13 protein-coding genes are annotated in these 18,661 nt (G+C 71.7%); 7 read left to right on the top strand and 6 right to left on the bottom strand.

Annotated features, from left to right (window positions below):
• Window positions 1-14: 14 nt before the first annotated feature.
• Window positions 15-788 carry an MBL fold metallo-hydrolase gene (locus H4687_RS37200; RefSeq protein WP_046920079.1) on the bottom strand — a complete coding sequence of 258 codons (774 nt, stop codon included), beginning with the start codon at window positions 786-788 and terminating at the stop codon, window positions 15-17.
• A gap of 163 nt (window positions 789-951) precedes the next feature.
• Between H4687_RS37200 and H4687_RS37205 the strand changes: the two genes are divergently transcribed.
• From H4687_RS37205 to dnaK, 4 genes are all read left to right on the top strand, one after another.
• Entirely contained in the window at window positions 952-1,437 is a 486-nt protein-coding gene (locus tag H4687_RS37205; protein WP_046920078.1) for a hypothetical protein, read from the top strand.
• Between the two features lie 216 nt (window positions 1,438-1,653).
• Window positions 1,654-3,768 (top strand): phage holin family protein, encoded by a 2,115-nt coding sequence (locus H4687_RS37210; RefSeq protein WP_097251305.1) that lies wholly within the window; start codon window positions 1,654-1,656, stop codon window positions 3,766-3,768.
• Window positions 3,769-4,149: 381 nt separating this feature from the next.
• Window positions 4,150-4,575, top strand: a complete 426-nt coding sequence (locus tag H4687_RS37215) for an OsmC family protein (protein ID WP_012999567.1) — start codon at window positions 4,150-4,152, stop codon at window positions 4,573-4,575.
• A gap of 93 nt (window positions 4,576-4,668) precedes the next feature.
• Window positions 4,669-6,528 (top strand): molecular chaperone DnaK, encoded by a 1,860-nt coding sequence (gene dnaK, locus H4687_RS37220; RefSeq protein WP_046919183.1) that lies wholly within the window; start codon window positions 4,669-4,671, stop codon window positions 6,526-6,528.
• A gap of 38 nt (window positions 6,529-6,566) precedes the next feature.
• Here the strand turns inward: dnaK and H4687_RS37225 are convergent, their stop codons facing one another.
• The gene (locus tag H4687_RS37225; protein ID WP_046919184.1) at window positions 6,567-7,430 is read right to left on the bottom strand and encodes a helix-turn-helix domain-containing protein; all 864 of its coding nucleotides are present in this window, start codon (window positions 7,428-7,430) and stop codon (window positions 6,567-6,569) included.
• Window positions 7,431-7,600: 170 nt separating this feature from the next.
• The gene (locus tag H4687_RS37230; protein WP_046919188.1) at window positions 7,601-8,446 is read right to left on the bottom strand and encodes a helix-turn-helix domain-containing protein; all 846 of its coding nucleotides are present in this window, start codon (window positions 8,444-8,446) and stop codon (window positions 7,601-7,603) included.
• Window positions 8,447-8,641: 195 nt separating this feature from the next.
• Here H4687_RS37230 and H4687_RS37235 point away from each other — a divergent pair, with 195 nt between their 5' ends.
• The 3 genes from H4687_RS37235 to H4687_RS37245 all read left to right on the top strand — a co-directional run bounded on the left by H4687_RS37235 (window position 8,642) and on the right by H4687_RS37245 (window position 11,698).
• Window positions 8,642-8,947 (top strand): 4a-hydroxytetrahydrobiopterin dehydratase, encoded by a 306-nt coding sequence (locus H4687_RS37235; protein ID WP_020114277.1) that lies wholly within the window; start codon window positions 8,642-8,644, stop codon window positions 8,945-8,947.
• Window positions 8,948-8,952: 5 nt separating this feature from the next.
• Window positions 8,953-9,693 (top strand): class I SAM-dependent methyltransferase, encoded by a 741-nt coding sequence (locus H4687_RS37240; RefSeq protein WP_046919185.1) that lies wholly within the window; start codon window positions 8,953-8,955, stop codon window positions 9,691-9,693.
• 139 nt (window positions 9,694-9,832) lie between these two features.
• A complete protein-coding gene (locus H4687_RS37245; RefSeq protein WP_046919186.1) occupies window positions 9,833-11,698 on the top strand; it encodes a rhamnogalacturonan lyase in 1,866 nt (621 codons plus the stop codon).
• 46 nt (window positions 11,699-11,744) lie between these two features.
• Here the strand turns inward: H4687_RS37245 and H4687_RS37250 are convergent, their stop codons facing one another.
• From H4687_RS37250 to H4687_RS37260, 3 genes are all read right to left on the bottom strand, one after another.
• Window positions 11,745-12,662, bottom strand: a complete 918-nt coding sequence (locus tag H4687_RS37250; RefSeq protein WP_046919187.1) for an endonuclease/exonuclease/phosphatase family protein — start codon at window positions 12,660-12,662, stop codon at window positions 11,745-11,747.
• Window positions 12,663-12,852: 190 nt separating this feature from the next.
• A complete protein-coding gene (locus tag H4687_RS37255) occupies window positions 12,853-15,531 on the bottom strand; it encodes a cellulose binding domain-containing protein (RefSeq protein ID WP_050399356.1) in 2,679 nt (892 codons plus the stop codon).
• A gap of 129 nt (window positions 15,532-15,660) precedes the next feature.
• Entirely contained in the window at window positions 15,661-18,576 is a 2,916-nt protein-coding gene (locus H4687_RS37260) for a glycoside hydrolase family 48 protein (RefSeq protein ID WP_046913146.1), read from the bottom strand.
• Window positions 18,577-18,661 lie beyond the last annotated feature (85 nt).

Raw genomic sequence — 18,661 nt, forward strand, 5'->3', positions numbered from 1 at the left:
CGTCGGCCGGAGTCTCATCGCGCCACCCCCGGTCGAACGCTTTCCCCGTGTTCCAGCCGGTGCACCTCCACACCGGGAGCGCGTGCCGCGGCGAGGCGGACGAACTCCTCACCGGGGGCATGGAATTCATGGGGGCGCACGGCGTCCATCCCGATCGGCCAGTACGTGCCGTAGTGCACGGGAACCGCGCTCCGGGGCGCGAGCAGCGCAAGCGCCTCCGCCGCGCGCCCCGCGTCCAGATGGCCCTCGCCGAGATGCGGTCCCCAGCCGCCGACCGGCAACAGCGCCACGTCGACCGGCCCGACCTCCTCGGCCATCTCCCGGAACAGCCCGGTGTCCCCGGCGAAGTACGTCCGCGCGTCGCCCTCGATGACGAAGCCGAGCGCCGGCGAGCGGTGCGGACCGACCGGCAGCCGCCGTCCGTCGTGCCGGGCGGGCACGGCGCGGACGACCAGGTCACGAATGCGCAACTCGTCCCCGGCCGCCACCTCGCTCAGGCGCAGATGCGCCAGCCTGCGCAGCCCCGGAACCTGGCGCGACGCGCCCTTCGGGAGCACCAGCCGTGTCCCCGGGGCGAGTCGGGCCAGTGAGGGAACGTGCAGATGGTCGGCGTGCAGATGTGACACCAGCGCGACGTCCGCGACCGCCGCCTCCGCCGGGGGAGGCGCACCCCGGCGCCTGCGCAGATGCGCGAGCCGGCGCGCGAACAGGGGGTCGGTCAGCACTCTCGTGCCCGAGTCCTCCACGGTGCAGGTCGCATGGCCCCACCAGGTGATCTCCACCGGCACTCCGTTCGCCTCCTTCGCGCTACTCCCCCGAGCCTACGGGCTGGAGTAGGGTCTGCGGCCTGGGCCTGTCCGGCGGATCATGCCGGGGACAGGCGTGCCGGGCCCGTGTCCGCGGCGCGTTCCGCCGGAGGGGCTACGGGACCCGGAGGGTGAGGGGGACACCATGGGAGACGAGGGAGCCGCGAGCGGCGCCTCCGGCGTGGCCCGTCAGGACGTGGTGCGCGGCGGCGGGCCGGCGGGATGCGGGACCGTGGTGCGGGTCGCGGCCATAGCGAGCCTCACGCCCCTGGAGGAGCTGGAGGCCGATCCCTTCCTGGTCGACTCCCGCAGCCAGCACGCCATGTGCGCCCGCTGGGCCGCCGAGCGCGGCTATGTGGTGACCCGCGAACTGCTCGTCCGCGCACTGCGCCCCGACCACTGCGCCCTGTGGGCCGATGTCGACGCCGGTCTCGTCGACCTCTTCGTCGCCCCCAGCCGCCGCGTCCTCGAACGCGCCCTCGCCTCCGTCGACGACTTCACCGCCGAGTGCGCCCGCCGCGGCATCCGCGTCGAGACCGTGGGCCGCGCCGAACCCGCCTACGACGCCCAGATGAAGGCCCGGGTCCACCGCCGTCTGTCCATGCCGACGGCGGGGTACGACGGCCGCTGAGCGGGAGCGCCCGCACCCCGGGAGTGCCCGTACCCCGCGAGCCCCGTCCCCCCGGGGGCGCCGGACCGCACCCCGCCCCTGCCCCCGTGCCACCCCGGAACGCCACCCCGGCGCCCCCGCCCCCTGTGACAGGCTGGGCCCAGGACCGGGACGGGTAAAGGTGGCCAGAACGTGGGCGGTGGTCGATGGCGAAGAGTGCTGAGCGGCGTCTGGCGGATGCTCGCCGTGTGGGCGGTGTCCACCCTGACGATGCTCGTGCTCGCGGGCGCGCTTCCCGACTTCCGGCTCCAGTCCGAGAGCGGTGAGAGCGCCACCCAGATCGCCGTCACCGCGGCCTTCGGCGCCGGCGCGTTCGGTCTGCTCTCCGCCCTCGTGTGGCCGCTGCTCGTGCGGGCCCTGCTGCTGGTGCCGGCGCTCGTCCTCGGCCTGCTCGTCTTCTTCCTCAACGGCTCGCTGCTCCTGCTCGCCCTGCGGATCAACCCCTCCGGCCAGGGGGAGGCCGCCCCCGAGACCGCCGTGGTGGTCGCCGCGGTGATGTCCGCCGTCGCCTCCGCCACCGGCGGCGCTCTCACCGTACGGGACGACGACGCCTACCGGCGCCGCCTGTACCGGCTGGCCGACCGCCGCCGCGGGCGCGCCGACGGCGGCCCGGGGCCGGCCGGACCCGGCACCGTCTTCCTCCAGCTCGACGGCGTCGGCCACGACGTGCTGGAGGCGGCGGTGGACAAGGGCCTGATGCCGACCGTCGCCGGCTGGCTCGGCCGCCCGGCCGACGGCAGCGCCCGCCCCCGGCCCACCCACCGGCTCACCCCCTGGCGCACCGACTGGTCCAGCCAGACCGGCGCCAGCCAGCTGGGCATCCTGCACGGCACCAACCACGACGTGCCGGCCTTCCGCTGGTATGAGAAGGACACCCGGGAGGTGATGGTCTGCAACCGGCCCTCCGGTGCCGCCGAACTCCAGCGCCGGGCCATCGACCGCACCGGCGACGGCGGTCTGCTCACCGTCGACGGCGCCAGCCGCGGCAACCTCTTCAGCGGCGGCGCGGAGCAGCTCGCGCTGGTCCTGTCGATGGCCGCCCGCCGGGGCCGGCGCAACCGTTCCCGCGCCGGGTACTTCGCCTACTTCTCCGACCCGGCCAACGCCGTCCGCACCGCCATGTCCTTCGTCGCCGACGTCCTGCGGGAGACCGGCCAGTCCATACGCGCCCGGTTCGCGCGGCAGCGGCCCCGGGTCAAGCGCGGCGGCCTCTACCCCTTCATCCGCGCCTTCGCCACCGTCGTCGAGCGCGATGTCGTCGTCTCCGCGGTGATCGGGGACATGTTCGCCGGCCGCGCGGCGATCTACGCGGACCTCGTGGCCTACGACGAGGTCGCCCACCACTCCGGCCCGCACAGCCGCGACGCCGCGAAGGTCCTCGAACGCCTCGACCGCTCCCTCGCGCTGATCGCCCAGGTCGCCGAACACGCCCCGCGCGCCTACCGGATCGTCCTCCTCTCCGACCACGGCCAGAGCCCCGGCGAGACCTTCCTCGGCCGCTACGGCCTCACCCTCGGCAACCTGGTCCGCGCCGGCTGCGGCCTGCCCGTGCCGCGCCGGGCCCGGCGCACCCACAGCGGCTCCGAGGCACGCACGGCGGTACGGGCCGCGCTGCGCATCCCCGTCGAGGAGCGCGTCGAGGAGCACCGGACCACGCGCCGCTCCGAGCCGGTCGTCCTCGCCTCCGGCAACCTCGGCCTCGTCTCCTTCCCGGACGTCCCCCACCGGATGAGCCGCGAGGAGATCGACGCCCGCCACCCCGCCCTGCTCTCCACCCTCGCCAACCACCCCGGCATCGGATTCGTCCTCGTCCGCAGCGAGGAGCACGGCGGCGTCGTGCTCGGCGCCCACGGCGCGGAGGTCCCCATCGGCGAGCTGAGCGACGAACACCCCGGCCCCCTGGCCGACTTCGGCCCCGGCGCCGCCGACGCCGTACGCCGCACCCACGGCTTCCCGCGCACCGCCGACATCATGGTCAACTCCTGGTACGACCCCGACGAGGGCGAGGTCCTCGCCTTCGAGGAGCAGATCGGCTCCCACGGCGGCCTCGGCGGCTGCCAGTCCCGCCCCTTCCTCATGTCCCCGCTGGCCCTCACGGAGCCGGTGGAGGAGGACGGGGAACTGGTCGGCGCCGAACACATCCACCGCGTACTGCGCCGATGGCTCCGCGAGGCCGACGGCCCCCAGGTCCCCGTGGCCGAACCGGAGCACCCCGAAGGGGCGCGGGGAACCGCGCGACCGGCCGCGAACCCGTCCGCACCCGCCAGGCAACAGAACCCGGCGGACGCCTAGGCACCCCGAACAATCGGCTGCGGCGAGCACGAGACCGGCCCACACTGTCCGCCGCCAGCCGCGCACACCGGCGCACCCGGCTCGAACACCCCACTGGAGCCCCCGCCTTGCAGGCAGCCGTGACCGTCACACCCTCCCGCTCGATCTGTTGAGAGGGCCGACGACTTCCCGCCGGGCGCTCCCGTCCTGGTGATCACGGAAGGCCGGGGCGAGGCGCTGCGGGTGCGGCGGGAGCACGCCTGTCTGATTCCACAAGGTGCTCGTCCGCCGTTCACCGCGCGGGGGCCGGTGTTCAGGGTGAGATGAGGCTCGGACCGCCCGGAGTGTGATCGGATGGGGGGCACGGAACCCGGCAACGGGACCCCATCGAAAGGACTCATCGTGGCAACCACGCGCACCGCACACACGGTCTGGGAAGGCGAGCTCCTCAAGGGCACCGGCACCGTCACCTTCGACTCCTCCGGCATCGGTTCGCAGCCGGTGTCGTGGCCGTCGCGCGCGGAGCAGGCGAACGGCAAGACCAGCCCCGAGGAACTGATCGCGGCCGCCCACTCCAGCTGCTTCTCCATGGCGCTCTCGCACGGCCTCACCGGCGCGGGCACCCCGCCCACCCGTCTGGAGACGAAGGCCGACGTGACCTTCCAGCCCGGCGAGGGCATCACCGGCATCCACCTCACCGTCCGCGGCGAGGTCCCCGGCCTGGACGCGGCCGGCTTCCAGGAGGCGGCCGAGGGCGCCAAGAAGAACTGCCCGGTCAGCCAGGCCCTGACCGGCACGACCATCACGCTGACGGCCGAACTGGCCTGACGTACGACCCCGTACGCCCCATTGACGAAAACCCTCTCGGGTTCTGTGCTGGTGTGGGGAACACCGGGCGGAACCTTGGGGAAGGGGACGGCGATGGGGCGTGCGGTCGGGGTCGATCTCGGTACGACGAACTCGGTGGTGGCCGTGCTGGAGGGCGGCGAGGCGACGGTCGTCGCCAACGCGGAGGGGCAGCGGACCACACCGTCGGTGGTGGCGTTCGCCAAGAACGGCGAGGTCCTGGTCGGCGAGGTCGCCAAGCGGCAGGCCGTGACGAACGTGGAGCGCACGGCACGCTCCGTCAAACGCCACATGGGTGACACGAGTTGGCGCTTTCCCGAGCAGGGGTCCGTGGACGGCACCCGTCTCCGGGCCCAGGAGCTGTCCGCGCGCGTCCTGCAGAAGCTGAAGCGGGACGCCGAGTCGTACCTCGGGGAGGACGTCACCGACGCCGTCATCACCGTGCCCGCGTACTTCGACGACGCCCAGCGGCAGGCGACCAAGGAGGCGGGGGAGATCGCGGGCCTGAAGGTCCTGCGGATCATCAACGAGCCCACGGCCGCGGCCCTCGCCTACGGCCTGGACCGGGGCGAGGAGCAGACCGTCCTCGTCTTCGACCTCGGCGGCGGCACCTTCGACGTCTCCCTCCTGGAGATCGGCGACGGGGTCATCGAGGTGAAGGCCACCAACGGCGACACCCGCCTCGGGGGCGACGACTGGGACCAGCGGATCGTCGAGTACCTCGTCACACGCTTCCAGGGGCAGTACGGCGTCGACCTCGGCAACGACAAGATGGCACTCCAACGGCTGCGCGAGGGCGCCGAGAAGGCCAAGATCGAGCTGTCCAGCTCCTCCGAGACGTCCGTCAACCTGCCGTACATCACCGCCTCCGACCAAGGTCCCCTCCATCTGGAGGAGAAGCTGACGCGCGCCCAGTTCCAGGAGCTGACCGCCGACCTGCTCGACCGCTGCCGGACCCCCTTCCACCAGGCCGTCAAGGACGCGGGCGTGAAGCTCGCCGCCGTCGACCGTGTCGTCCTCGTCGGCGGTTCGACCCGGATGCCCGCCGTGAGCGACCTGGTGAAGGAACTGACCGGCAAGGACCCGCACAAGGGCGTGAACCCCGACGAGGTGGTGGCGGTGGGCGCCGCGCTCCAGGCGGGTGTCATCCGGGGCGACGTGAAGGACGTGCTGCTGCTCGACGTCACCCCGCTGTCCCTGGGCATCGAGACCAAGGGCGGCATCATGACGAAGCTCATCGAACGCAACACGACGATCCCGACCCGCCGTTCGGAGATCTTCACGACGGCCGCCGACAACCAGCCCTCGGTCGGCATCCAGGTCTACCAGGGCGAGCGGGAGATCGCCGCGTACAACAAGAAGCTGGGCGTCTTCGACCTCACCGGTCTGCCGCCCGCGCCGCGTGGCGTCCCCCAGATCGAGGTGGCCTTCGACATCGACGCGAACGGCATCATGCACGTGTCGGCGAAGGACCTGGCGACCGGCCGCGAACAGAAGATGACGGTGACGGGCGGCTCGGCCCTCCCCAAGGACGACATCGACCGCATGATGCGGGAGGCCGAGCAGTACGCCGACGACGACCGCCGGCGCCGCGAGGCCGCCGAGACCCGCAACCACGCCGAGCAGCTCGTCCACCAGACGGAGAAGTTCCTCCGCGAGAACACCGACCGCGTCCCCGCCGACGGCCGTCCCGAGGTCGAGTCGGCCGTCGCCGACCTGAAACGCCTTCTGGAGACCCCCGAGGACACCGCCGCCCTCCGCGCCGCCACCGAGCGCCTGGCGACCGTCAGCCAGCGCATGGGCCAGGCCATGTACGCGGCGGCGGCCTCCGCCGCCCCGGCCGGCGGCCCGCCGCCCGGCCCCGCCGACGAGGAGGGCGTCGTCGACGCGGAGATCGTGGACGACGAGAAGGGGCCCACGGGGGGAGGGGCGTAGAGCGGGCGCGGACCGTCGATGCGGCGAGCGGCCGAAGCTCAGTACCGCTCGCGGTATTGCCTCAGCAGCGTCCTCGTCCGCTCGGCCGACGCCGCGTGCGCGGCCATGTGGTCGAGGACTTCGAGGTGGAGCGCGACCTCGGTGCGCGAGTCGAGGTAGAGGGCGCCGGTGAGGTACTCGGTGTACACCATGTCGGGGAGTTCCGGTTCGGCGAAGCGGAAGAGCGAGAAGGGGGCGTAGGTGCCCGGGTGGGGCCCGTCGGCGAACTCGCAGACCTGCAGGATGACGTGGTCCTTCTCGGTGCTCTCCAGCAGCCGGTCGATCTGGTCGCGCATCACCTCGGAGCGGTTGCTCACCGGACGTCTGAGGGCCGTCTCGTCCATGATCACCCAGAGGTGCGGCGGCGTCTCCCGGGTGAGGAGCTTCTGTCTCTCCATCCGCAACGAGACATGGCGTTCGATGGTCTCGGGACCGGTCCGGCCGACGGTCCCGGCCTCCATCACGGCGCGCGCGTACTCCTCGGTCTGCAGCATCCCCGGCACGAAGTGCGGCTCGTACTGCCGGATCAGATGCGCCGCGCCCTCCAGGCTGACGTACACGCTGAACCAGTCGGGCAGCACGTCGTGGAACCGCTGCCACCAGCCCGGCTTGTTCGCCTCCTCGGCCAGCTTCACGAACGCGGCGGCGTCGGCCTCACCGACGCCGTACGTCGACAGCAGGACCTGGACGTACGGGATCTTGAGCGCGACGTCGGCCGTCTCCATGCGCCGTACGGTGGCGGGGGCGACGTGCAGGACGCGCGCGGCCTCCTCGCGCTTGAGCCCGGCGGCCTCGCGCAGTTCCTGAAGACGCCTGCCGAGCACCACCTGACCGACGGTCGGGGCGGGCCGCCGCTCACTCACGTCACGCCTCCCCACGCGCCGAGGTACCTCACCAGTCTGTCATGTTCCGGTGTCCATCTCACAGGGGCGGCCGGAACGGTCGCCCCTGGTTCCGGATGACGACAGGGCCGGGGCGCCGACTCCGGCGGGCGACCGCCGCGACGACGCCACAGGACAGGGGCTCGCCCACGTCAGGACGGCCGTGCGTGCAGGTACGCGGCCGTCGCCGGGTCGGCCGGCAGGAACGTCTCGATGGCCAGTTCGGCCACGGTCACGTCCATGGGAGTGTTGAACGTGGAGACCGAGGAGATGAACGACAGCACCCGGCCCTCGTGCTCGATCCGCAGCGGCAGCGCGAGGCGGGCACCCGCGCCCGCACCGGGGTCCTCGCCGGGATCGCCGTCGGGCGTGCCCGGCGGCAGCGGATACGCCGCCACCTCCTCGTAGAGCGCGCGCAGCGGCTCCGAGCGGAGCAGTGCCAGCTGCCGTCCCATCTGCTCCAGCAGATGCCCCCGCCAGGCGCGCAGGTTCCGGATGCGCGGCGCCAGGCCCCGCGGGTGGAGGGTCAGCCGCATCGCGTTGAGCGGCGGCACGAGCAGCGACTCGGGGACGCCGTCGAGCAGCATGAGGATGCCCCGGTTGGCGGCCAGCACCTCGTACGTCGCGTTCATCACCAGCGCGGGATACGGCTCGTAGCCCTGGATCAGCCGTTCCACGCCCTCGCGCAGGGCGGCCATCGACGGGTCGTCCAGCGGGGTCTGCGGGTAGTGCGGGGCGTATCCGGCCGCGAGGAGCAGGGCGTTTCGCTCGCGCACCGGTACGTCCAGGTGCTCGGCCAGCCGCAACACCATCTCCTCGCTCGGCCGGGACCGGCCCGTCTCGACGAAGCTGATGTGCCGTGCCGAGGACCCGGACCGCAGCGCCAACTCCAGCTGGCTGAGCCGGCGTTGCTCCCGCCAGGCCCGCAGCAGCGGGCCCACGCCCGGGTCGGAGGCGGCGGGAGGCCGCCGCGGGGCGCCGGTCGGGACAGTGGTCATGCGGAGAACGTAACCGAGACGGTCGAGGGGCGGCTCGCGTTCCACCCGCCAGCGCGGCCCCGAACGTCGTTCGCGCGGCTGAATGTGCACGCCTCGGCCCGCGAGCCGACCGTCTGACCTGGGAATCGGCCGCGCCGCTGTGGCACGCTGAGAGGGATCGCACGTCATGGAGGGGCGTCCCGGAAGGAGTGGGTCATGTCCGTCGCAGCCCTGTCGCAGAAGGAGATCGAGGACCGGCTGGCGGAGCTGCCCGGCTGGTCGCTGGCCGGGGACCGGCTGGCCCGTACCTACCGTCTGGGCTCGCACTTCGCCGCGACCGCGCTGGTCGTGCACATCGCCCGGACGCAGGAGGAGCTGAACCACCACTCCGACCTCACCCTCGGCTACGACACCGTCTCGCTGACCATCAGCACGCACAGCGCCGGCGGAGCCGTCACCGAGAAGGACTTCGAGCTGGCCCGCAGGGTGGAGGCGCTCGCGCCCGGCCACGGGGCGGGCTGAGGCGGATGCTGGACTACGACAAGGAGGCCGGCGACTACGACGCCCTGCGCGGCGGCGAGCCCCGGGCCGAGGCCGCCGCCCGCGCCGTCCTGGGACTTCTCCCCGAGGGCACCCGGCGGCTGCTCGACATCGCCTGCGGCACCGGGATCGTGACCCGGCACCTCGCGACCGCGCGGGACGGGATGCGGGTCACGGGCCTCGACCTCACCCACGCGATGGCGAGCCGGGCCGCCGCGCGGCTGCCCGGCTCCGTCGTGATCGGCGACGGGCGGCGGCTCCCGTTCCGCGACGGGGAGTTCGACGCCGTGACCAGCGTGTGGCTGCTGCATCTGCTGAGCGCCCCCGAGGACGTACGGGCCGTGGTCGGCGAGTGCGCCCGGGTGCTGCGCCCCGGTGGTGTCTACGTCACCACCGTCGACAAGGCCGCCGCGCACAACGTGGGCAGTGACATCGATGCCGTGCTCGCCCCGCGCCCCCGGGCCCCGGCCATGGACCCCGCGCCGGTCGTCGAGAAGTACGCCGGCGAACACGGTCTGCGCACCGCCGGGCACGCCCGCTTCCCGGGCCGCGGACAGGGCCGCAGCCCCCGCCGCACCGTCGCCGACCTGCGCCGCGGCTGGTTCGTGACCCTCCCGCCCGGCGATCCGCTGGCCGACGACTACGCGGTACGGCTCGCCGCCCTCCCCGACCAGGACCGGCCGCGCCCGGACCCGGAGTTCAGCCTGCGGGCGTTCCACAAGGACTGACCGGGAGCCTCGGGTGCGCCGCCCGTGCGTCAGGCCTGCCCCTGCCGTGGCCGAACTGGCCGAAACGTGCGGCAACGGAGCCGGGTCCGGCGGCGACGGACAGTGCGGAACCCGTCCGTCCCCTCTGGAGGTTCGTCACGTGCAGCACCCGCACAGGCATCACAGACGCCGAGCCGTACGCTCACTGGTCACCGTGGCCCTCGTCGCCGCCGGACTGACCACGTTCACCGGCCCGCCCGCCGAGGCCGCCACCGCCCGCCAGGTCGAGGCCCTCGACCGGGGCGTGGTCAGCGTCCACGTGGACAGCGGCAATCTGGTCAGCTGGCGCTGGCTGGGCACCGACCCGGACACCGTGTCGTTCAACGTCTACCGCGCCGGCACGAAGGTCAACACGGCCCCGGTCACCGGCTCCACGAACTACTTCCACTCCGGCGCCCCCGCGCAGGCCGACTACACCGTCCGCGCGATCGTCAACGGCGTGGAGCAGGGAGACTCGGTGCACGCGATCCAACTGCGCACCGGCTACAAGGACGTGCCGATCAGCGCACCGGCCGGTGGCACCACCCCGGACGGCGTCGCGTACACCTACGAGGCCAACGACGCGTCCGTGGGCGACCTCGACGGCGACGGCGCCCTGGAGTTCGTCCTGAAGTGGCAGCCGACGAACGCCAAGGACAACTCGCAGTCCGGGTACACCGGCAACACGATCGTCGACGGCATCAAGCTCGACGGCACCCGGCTGTGGCGGATCGACCTGGGCCGCAACATCCGCTCGGGCGCGCACTACACGCAGTTCCAGGTGTACGACTACGACGGCGACGGCCGCGCCGAGATCGCCATGAAGACGGCGGACGGCACGGTCGACGGCGCCGGCACGGTGATCGGCAGCTCCACCGCCGATCACCGCAACTCCAGCGGCTACGTCCTGTCCGGCCCCGAGTACCTGACCATGTTCGACGGCCGGACCGGCAGGGCCCTGCAGAGCGTCGACTACGTCCCGGCCCGCGGCACGGTCTCGTCGTGGGGCGACTCCTACGGCAACCGCGTGGACCGCTTCCTCGCCGGGACGGCGTATCTGGACGGCGCCCGGCCCTCGCTGATCATGGCGCGCGGCTACTACACCCGTACGGTGATCGCGGCCTGGGACTGGCGGGGCGGACAGTTCACCCGCCGCTGGACCTTCGACACCAACTCGTCCGGCAACAGCGGCCGGGGCTACGACGGGCAGGGTTCGCACAGCCTCTCCGTCGGGGACGTCGACAACGACGGCAGGGACGAGATCGTGTACGGCGCGATGGCCGTGGACGACAACGGGGGCGCCCTGTGGACCACGCGGACGGGCCACGGCGACGCCCAGCACCTGGGTGACCTCGACGCGTCCACTCCCGGCCTGGAGTACTACAAGGTCTCCGAGTCCGTGTCGCAGCCCGCCGCGCTGTACATCGACCCCGCGAACGGCGCCGTCCGCTGGCGGCTCGCCGCCTGCTGCGACAACGGCCGGGGCGTGGCCGGTGACATCCACGCGGGCAACGGCGGCCCCGAGATGTGGTCCGCCTCCGACTCCTCCGTCCGCGACAGGGCCGGGGGGACCAAGGGCCGCGAGCCCTCCTCCGTCAACTTCCTGTCCTGGTGGGACGGGGACCCGGTCCGTGAACTCCTCGACGGCACCCGGATCGACAAGTACGGCAGCTCCGCCGACACCCGTCTGCTGACCGGCTCCGGTGTCTCCTCCAACAACGGCACCAAGGCCACGCCCGCGCTCTCCGGTGACATCCTCGGCGACTGGCGCGAGGAGGTCGTCTGGCGCACCAGCGACAACACGGCCCTGCGGATCCACTCGACGCCCGTCGAGACGAGCACGAGGATCACGACCCTGCTGCACGACCCGATGTACCGCACCGGCCTGGCCTGGCAGAACACCGCCTACAACCAGCCCCCGCACCCCAGCTTCTTCATCGGCGACGGCATGCCGACGGCGCCCCGGCCGACGGTCCACACCCCGTAGCGGACCGGTCCGGGGGCCGGCCCGCCCCCGGACTCCGCCGCGTCGCTCAGCCCAGCGTCAGCGACACCTGGATCGGCAGATGGTCGCTCGGGAACTGGCCGCCGGAGGAGAAGGTGTTGATGGCCGCCCGGTGGGCGGTGACGCCGGGTGTGGTCAGGATCCAGTCGATGCGGTCGCCGCCCGGGGTGAGGGGACGGTAGCCGTGGAAGGTCGCGTACAGGTCGCCCCGCTCGGCCGCCGTGTCCCAGGTGTCGACGAGTCCGGCGCCCAGCATCGTGCCGTAGACGGAATTCCGGTGGGCGGCCACATTGAAGTCGCCGGTGACGACGAGGGGGAGCGCGGGGTCGAACCCGGCGATCCGCCGGGCGATCAGGGCCGCGGCGCGCTCGCGGGCGTACTGGCTGGCGTTGTCGAGGTGGGTGTTGAGGACGTGGAACTCTCTGCCGCCGTCCCGCAGGTCCCGGAACCTGACCCAGGTGACCATCCGGATGGAGCCGCCGCCCCAGGTGTTGGAGCCGGGCACGTCGGGGGTGTCGGAGAGCCAGAAGTGCTGGTACTCGACGGGCGCGAGCCGACGGGTGTCGTAGAAGACCGCCATGAACTCGTCGCGGTCGCCGCCCGCCCGGCCGGTGCCGATCCAGCGGTAGTCCGGTCCGAGGTCGGTCTCGATGTCGAGCAGTTGCCGGTGGAGGCCCTCCTGGGTGCCGATGACATGCGGTGCCTCCTGCCGCAGCAGTGCCCGCATCACGGGCCGGCGCTCGGCCCAGCTGTGGGGCCGGGTGGTGTTCGCGTAGCGCAGGTTGAACGACATGGTGTCGAGACGGGGGCTGACGGCGGGCTCCTCTTCCGCCGCGGCGGCGGCGGGTCGGGCGGACAGTCCGGCGTTCGACAGGGGCAGCAGGACGGCCGCGGCGAGTGCGGTCCGGAGGCTGAGGCGACGCGTGACCCGGGTGTGTTTCGGCACTTTGGCTCCTTCTGCGGCGGCTTCCGGGCGAGTCGTGCGCACACCAGTGTGGAATTGCTTTCCATGGTAGGCATGAACATGTCGATGTATCGAGATGTACGCGACCCGAAAAGATCAAAGCACCCGAAGCGCACGAAGAGGGCGCGCGCCCGACCCAGGCGCGCGCCCTCTCCTCGTCCTGCCCGGGGTGTCAGGTCACCGCGCAGGACTGGTCACCGAGCTTGAACGCGGTCGGTCTGCCGTTCGTCCCCGACCAGCTCCCCGTGAAGCCGAAGCTCACCGACGAACCGGCCGCCACATTGCCGTTCCAGGTGATGTTCCTGGCCGTGACCGCCGACCCGGACTGCGTATGGGCGGCGTTCCAGATCTGGGAGACACTCTGGCCGTCGGGGAAGGTCCAGCCGAGGGACCAGCCGGTCCACGCGCTCGTGCCCGTGTTGGCGAGGCGCACGTCCGCCTGGAAGCCGCCCGCCCACTCGTTGGTGACCTTGTACGTCACCGCGCAGGGCCCCGTCGGCTGGGGCCCGGGGTCCGGATCGGTGCCCCCGCCGCCCCCGCCCCCCGTGTCGGAGGAGTCGCCGTAGACGACCCCGCGCCCGTTCGTCGAGACGTAGACCCGCCCGTACACCCTCGGGTCACCCGTGATCGCCTCGCCCGTCCAGCCCCACTGGTGGGCGTCGTCGTTGATACGGGTCCAGCTCGCGCCCTTGTCCGTCGAGCGGAAGATGCCGCGCACCCCGCCGATCCTGGCGCTGGTGTAGAGCGTCTGGTACGAGGCCCCCGAGGCCGCCTTGCCGAAGCCGATCGTGTCGGCCTGCTCGACGCCGGAGACCTTGGTGAAGGTGGCGCCCGCGTTCGTGGAGTGCCACAGGCCGTACGCCCCGTCCGTCGCCCCGCCCGCCAGCCACACGTCACCCTTCACCCCGGGCAGCGCCTTGAAGCGCACGCTGTCGCCGCTCGGCAGGCCGGTCGCGTTCGACGCGGTGAAGGTCGCGCCGCCGTCCGAACTCACGTAGAACTTCCCCGACTTGAAGCCGTAGAAGGTCTTCGGGTCCACCCGGTCGGACTCCACGATCGCGTCGGCCGGGATGCCGCTCGACGCCGACCACGAGGTGCCGAAACCGGTCGTGTACCGCACGCCCGTGCCCGCCGGGCTCCACACGAACCGGCTGCCGTCCGAGGCCGCCGCGACCGTACCGCCGCCGCTCACACCCGAGGGGTCACTCCCGGCGAACCAGTTGGCCCCGTTGTCCGTGGAGAAGGCGATGTGCGGGCCGGAGTCCAGGTCGCCGACCCGCACGACCGTGTTCGGCTGGGACTCGGCGTAGTCCAGACTCGTCGTCGTCGTGAAGTTCGGCTGGGTGAACATCATCGACGGGACCTTCGTCAGATCCGTGTGCCGGAAGCCGCCGATGTCACCGAGCGCGCTGAGCAGCGGGGCCCCGGACGGGGGCGAGGCCAGGTCGAGGACGGCCGTCTCCTCCAGACCCCGCACCATCGGCTTGATGGCGAACTGGCCGCCGCTGTCCCAGTTCCCCAGGTTCTCCGTGCCGTAGATCGTGGCGCCCGTCCCGTACATCATCCGGTTCGAGTCGAACGGGTCGATCTCCAGCGCCTCGGTCATCCAGCCGAGTTTGGGGCTCTGCTCCGGCGGCGAGGGGTTGGCGCCCCAGGTGAGCCAGGGAGAGGACGAGACGTCCATGGTGAAGCGGTTCGAGCGGTTCGGATAGGAGGAGTAGTCCCACGCCTTCGTCCAGGTCGCGCCGCTGTCCGTCGAGCGGAAGATCTGCGTGTCCGGCCACCAGGAGCTGTACGCCGTCGCCATCACCGTGCCCGGATCCTGCCGGTCTACGGTCAGCCCGCTGAAGCCGTAATAGGTGTCGGCCTCCGCCACCGGACTGATGTTCGTCCACGCGCCCGTCGCGGTCGTGTACCGCCACAGCTGGCCCTTGCCGCCGTCGTAGGGGCCGCCCTTGTCGCTGTACGACAGGTACAGATGGCCGTTCGTCGCGTCGAGCACGCCCTTGTGGGCCAGATAGCCGGTCGGCTGCCCGGCCACCCGCGACCAGGTCGCGCCCGCGTCGGTCGAGCGGTAGACGGCGTTGTCCTTGTCGGCGACCCCGACGTAGACGGTCTTCGTCGCGTTCCCGGACGTCCCCGTGGTCTCGTCGAAGGTGACCCAGACGATGCCCTGGTTGTCGCTGGAGTACCCGCTCGTGTCGGACGGATCGGCCACGTAGTTGCCGACGTTGGGGAAGTTCGTCACCTGCGACCAGCTGGCCCCCGAGTCGGTCGAGCGCCACAGACCTTTGCCGCTGGGCGCGCCCAGGTACAGCACGCTGTTCTTGTTCGGATCGACGGCCAGCCGCTCGCCCATGCCCCGGCCGGGCATGTTCCCGCCCAGCTTGAACGGCAGGCCGGCCTTCCGCCAGCTCGCGCCCCGGTCGGACGACCGCAGGATCGCCCCGTTCCCCGGGTCCCAGCTGTTCGTGTACGTACCGGCCGCCACGTACACCTTGTCGGGATCGACCGGGTCGGAGGCGAGACTCACCACCCCCGTGTGCCCCCAGTCGTCCCAGCCGACGGAATCGAGGAGCGGGGTCCAGGTCTTCGAGGACTGCACCCAGCGGTAGGCCCCGCCGATGTCGGTCCGGGCGTAGGCGAGGTTGCGTTCCTTGCGGTTGAAGACGATCCCGGGGACGAAGCCGCCGCCGTCGATGCGGGCGTTCTTCCAGGTGTAGGTGTCGGCGGCGACGGACACCGACCGGTCGGCGCTGCCTGCCTTCTCGGCGGCCATCACGGGTGGGGAGCCCGCGAGCAGGCCGGCCGCGAGGGCCAGGACGGTGGTGAGGATGCGGGTTCTTCGCAACGTGGGGGGTCCTCTCCTGACGAGTGGGGGGAAGTTCTCAGAAAAGGGCACACAGACCCCGCGCCCGTGAGGGGCGCGGGGCTGTGCGCGGCGCTTGGTGCTTGGTGTTCGGTGCTCGATGTGCGGTGCCTACTCCAGGAGTTCCGCGTACGCGCCCATGGCCAGGGCGATGTCGGCCTGGGCCCAGAACCGGTGGTAGGTGAAGGAGGGCGCGGCGCCACCGGCCAGGTACGCCTCGATCTTCGACCACGCGGGGTCGTCCTCGTAGAACGACCGGATCGACTCGAACGTCGACGACGAGTTGATCGTGTCCCCGTTCGGCATCGTCCCGGTCCATCCGCTCGGCACGTACACCCGGTCGTCGAACCGGTTGTAGTCGGCCCGCGTCTCGGGCACGGCGATCCCGAGCCCGTCCTGGTGGTGGTCCCACATCCCGTCCAGCAGCGCCTTCGCGACCCGGGCCGCGTCGGCGTCACCGGAACGATCGGCGTAGTACGTCAGCGTCTTGGCGTACGCGGCCGCCACACCCACGTCGTCGGTGTAGTCGGCGACGGTGACGTGAAGCCCCGCGTTGGCGCCGGGACTTGACGCGCTCCATGTATCGGGCGCACCCGACCACTGGAGTGTCGACGGAATCCGGTAGGTCCCGTCCGGGTTGATCGTCGTCTTCGACAACGCCCAGTCGACCCACTTGTCCAGCACGGTCTTCGCGGCCGCGTTGCCCGTCTGCTGGTAGTACTCGGCGACCCGCTCCATGGACCACGCCTGGAAGCCGAACCACTGGTTGGACGGCGGGTCGTGGTACACCGGCTTCTCGTCGTAGAACATGCCGTAGAAGGTCGGCGTCCCGGCCGGGGGAGTGGCGTAGCGCCCCGCCCAGCTGTTGGTGGCGCCGCCCGCGATGCCGCCCTCGTCGGACTGCAGCCAGCGGTAGAACTCGATCTGCCGGTCGAGGGACTTGGCCCAGTCCGCCTGCCCGGTCGCCGACTTCGGCTTCAGCGGGGCGTAGTTGGCGAGAGCGTAAGCGGCCAGCGGGTTCTGGTAGCCGCCGTGCGTGTGGCTGGAGCCGATGCGCCAGGCCCAGCCGGCGCTGGTGTCCGTGGCGCCGCCCCACGCGTAGTACCAGGAGAGCAGGTAGAAGGAGGAGTCCTTGCCGGTGCCCGCGGGGCAGCTGGTCGGACCCACACAGTTCCCGATCTTCTTGAAGTACTTGTCGTACATCGCGTAGCGCAGATAGTCGCCCATCTTCGCGGCCTTGCCGATGGTCGCGGAGACGTCGCCGCCCTTGCCCTGCGCCTTGGCCCACTTGTCCGCCCAGTACGCGGCCTGCACGGCCCGCGCGTCGGCGTCCGGGGCGTTGGTGAACTTCCACTGCTTGGCGTAGGAGGCGTCACCGGTGAACAGGTCCAGGTAGCCGTTCCTGCCGCCGTACTTGAACTGGTCGCAGGTGGGCTGCGGGACGGTCTCCCACACGGACTCCTGCGGCCCGCGCTGGAAGGTGTTGATGTACGACGGACCCGTGTCGGCCGGCCCCGCCTCGCACTTGCCGGGCGAGTTGCCGTAGCCGTAGACGTTGTCGACGTCCTGCAGCCAGTGCATGCCGTACACGTCGTCCGTGCCGTAGGCGCTCTTCAGCTCCGCGGCGATGGGGTCCGGGCCGACCGAGACACCGGTGTTGAGCTGTGCCGGGTACTCGTTGGGGGTGTCGTGCTCGGGGGCGTAGGTCGCCGGCTTGGAGGCGTTGTAGAAGGAGTTGGTGGGCTGGTCGGGCTTGGTCGGGATCATGTACTTCTCCATGATCTCCCAGGCCCCGTTGAACTTGGACCAGTCGCCCGTCACCTTGCCGTACATGGCCTGCAGCCACAGGAGGTAGCTGTACGCCTCCGACGTGGTCTCATGGCCGTGGTCCGGCGCCTCGACGATCAGCGTCTCCACCGAGTGGTACGGGATGCCCTCGGGGGAGAAGTAGCCGTTCGCCGGATTGGTGATCTTGCCGTACATCTCCAGGAAGCGCTCGTCGTACGTGCTCGACGCGGCCAGCTGGGTCACGGTCACCGAGGCCTTGGCGTGGCCGGTGGCCGTCGAGTCGAAGACCGCCGAGCCGGTGCCCGAGGCGTTCGCGCCGATGGTCACCTTCTGCGCGGTGTTCCAGTTCGACGGCGTGAAGGTCAGCGACCCGCCGCCCGTCACGGAGAGCCCGGTGTTGCCGGACGCCCGCGCGGTCGTGACCGTCACGTTCCCGGACGGCTGGGTCGAGAGTTTCACGTCATAGGTGCCCGACTGGCCCTGGCGGACGCCCAGTTGGGTCGGCGAGACCACCACGGCGGGACCCGAGGCGACCGTGATGCCGACCGGTGTGGAACTCGCCGAGGCGCCCAGGCTGTCGTACGCCTTGGCCACCAGCGAGTGACTGCCCACGCCCAGCCCGGTGGCCGAGTGGGTGTACGGCGCGGTCGTGTCCGTGCCCAGCAGCGTGGTGTCGTCGTAGAACTCGACCTTCGTGACCGTCGCGCTGTCCGCCGCGGCGGCGGTGGCCGCCATCGGCACCGCGGTGCCCTGCGAGTACACCGCGCCCGGCGCCGGGCTGGTCAGCACCGTGATCGGCGGCTGGTGCGCGCCCACACACGTGGTGCCGTTGATCGCGAAGCCGGTCGGCGCCGCGTTCGCGCCGCTGTACGTGAACTGGGCACCGGTGGTCACGGCGGCCCCGACGGCGATCCTGCCGTTCCAGGAGGCGTTCTTCGCCGTCACCGCCTTGCCGGACTGCGACCAGGTGCCGCTCCAGCCGTTGCTGAGTGTCTGGTTGCCCGCGTAGGCGTAGGTCAGGGTCCAGCCGTCGATGGCTTCGGTACCCCGGTTGGTGATCGTCAGCTCGGCGGTGAAGCCCGAGCCCCAGTCATTGGTCTTGTAGTCGACGTTGCAGGCGACCGCGGCCGCGCTGGCGGAGGTCGACCCGGTGCCGAGCATCGTCAAGGGGAGGGCGAAGGCCGCGACCACGGCCGTCCACAGACGCCGCGAGGCACGACGTCTCCGTCTGGGGTGCATGCTCTGGTTCCTTCCGTGCGGCTCTGGCGAAGGTGGGGGCGGAGCGGCAACAACAAGCCTTGAACCAGTGGGAGCGCTCCCATAT

This window comes from Streptomyces stelliscabiei (assembly GCF_014873495.1).
Taxonomy (GTDB): Bacteria; Actinomycetota; Actinomycetes; order Streptomycetales; family Streptomycetaceae; genus Streptomyces; species Streptomyces bottropensis.

Bases quoted from the DNA above. Each gene is read 5' to 3' on its own strand.
- H4687_RS37260 (WP_046913146.1), bottom strand. From the start codon at position 18,576: ATGCACCCCAGACGGAGACGTCGTGCCTCGCGGCGTCTGTGGACGGCC.
- dnaK (WP_046919183.1), top strand. From the start codon at position 4,669: ATGGGGCGTGCGGTCGGGGTCGATCTCGGTACGACGAACTCGGTGGTG.
- H4687_RS37230 (WP_046919188.1), bottom strand. From the start codon at position 8,446: ATGACCACTGTCCCGACCGGCGCCCCGCGGCGGCCTCCCGCCGCCTCC.
- H4687_RS37235 (WP_020114277.1), top strand. From the start codon at position 8,642: ATGTCCGTCGCAGCCCTGTCGCAGAAGGAGATCGAGGACCGGCTGGCG.
- H4687_RS37240 (WP_046919185.1), top strand. From the start codon at position 8,953: ATGCTGGACTACGACAAGGAGGCCGGCGACTACGACGCCCTGCGCGGC.
- H4687_RS37210 (WP_097251305.1), top strand. From the start codon at position 1,654: ATGCTCGCCGTGTGGGCGGTGTCCACCCTGACGATGCTCGTGCTCGCG.
- H4687_RS37205 (WP_046920078.1), top strand. From the start codon at position 952: ATGGGAGACGAGGGAGCCGCGAGCGGCGCCTCCGGCGTGGCCCGTCAG.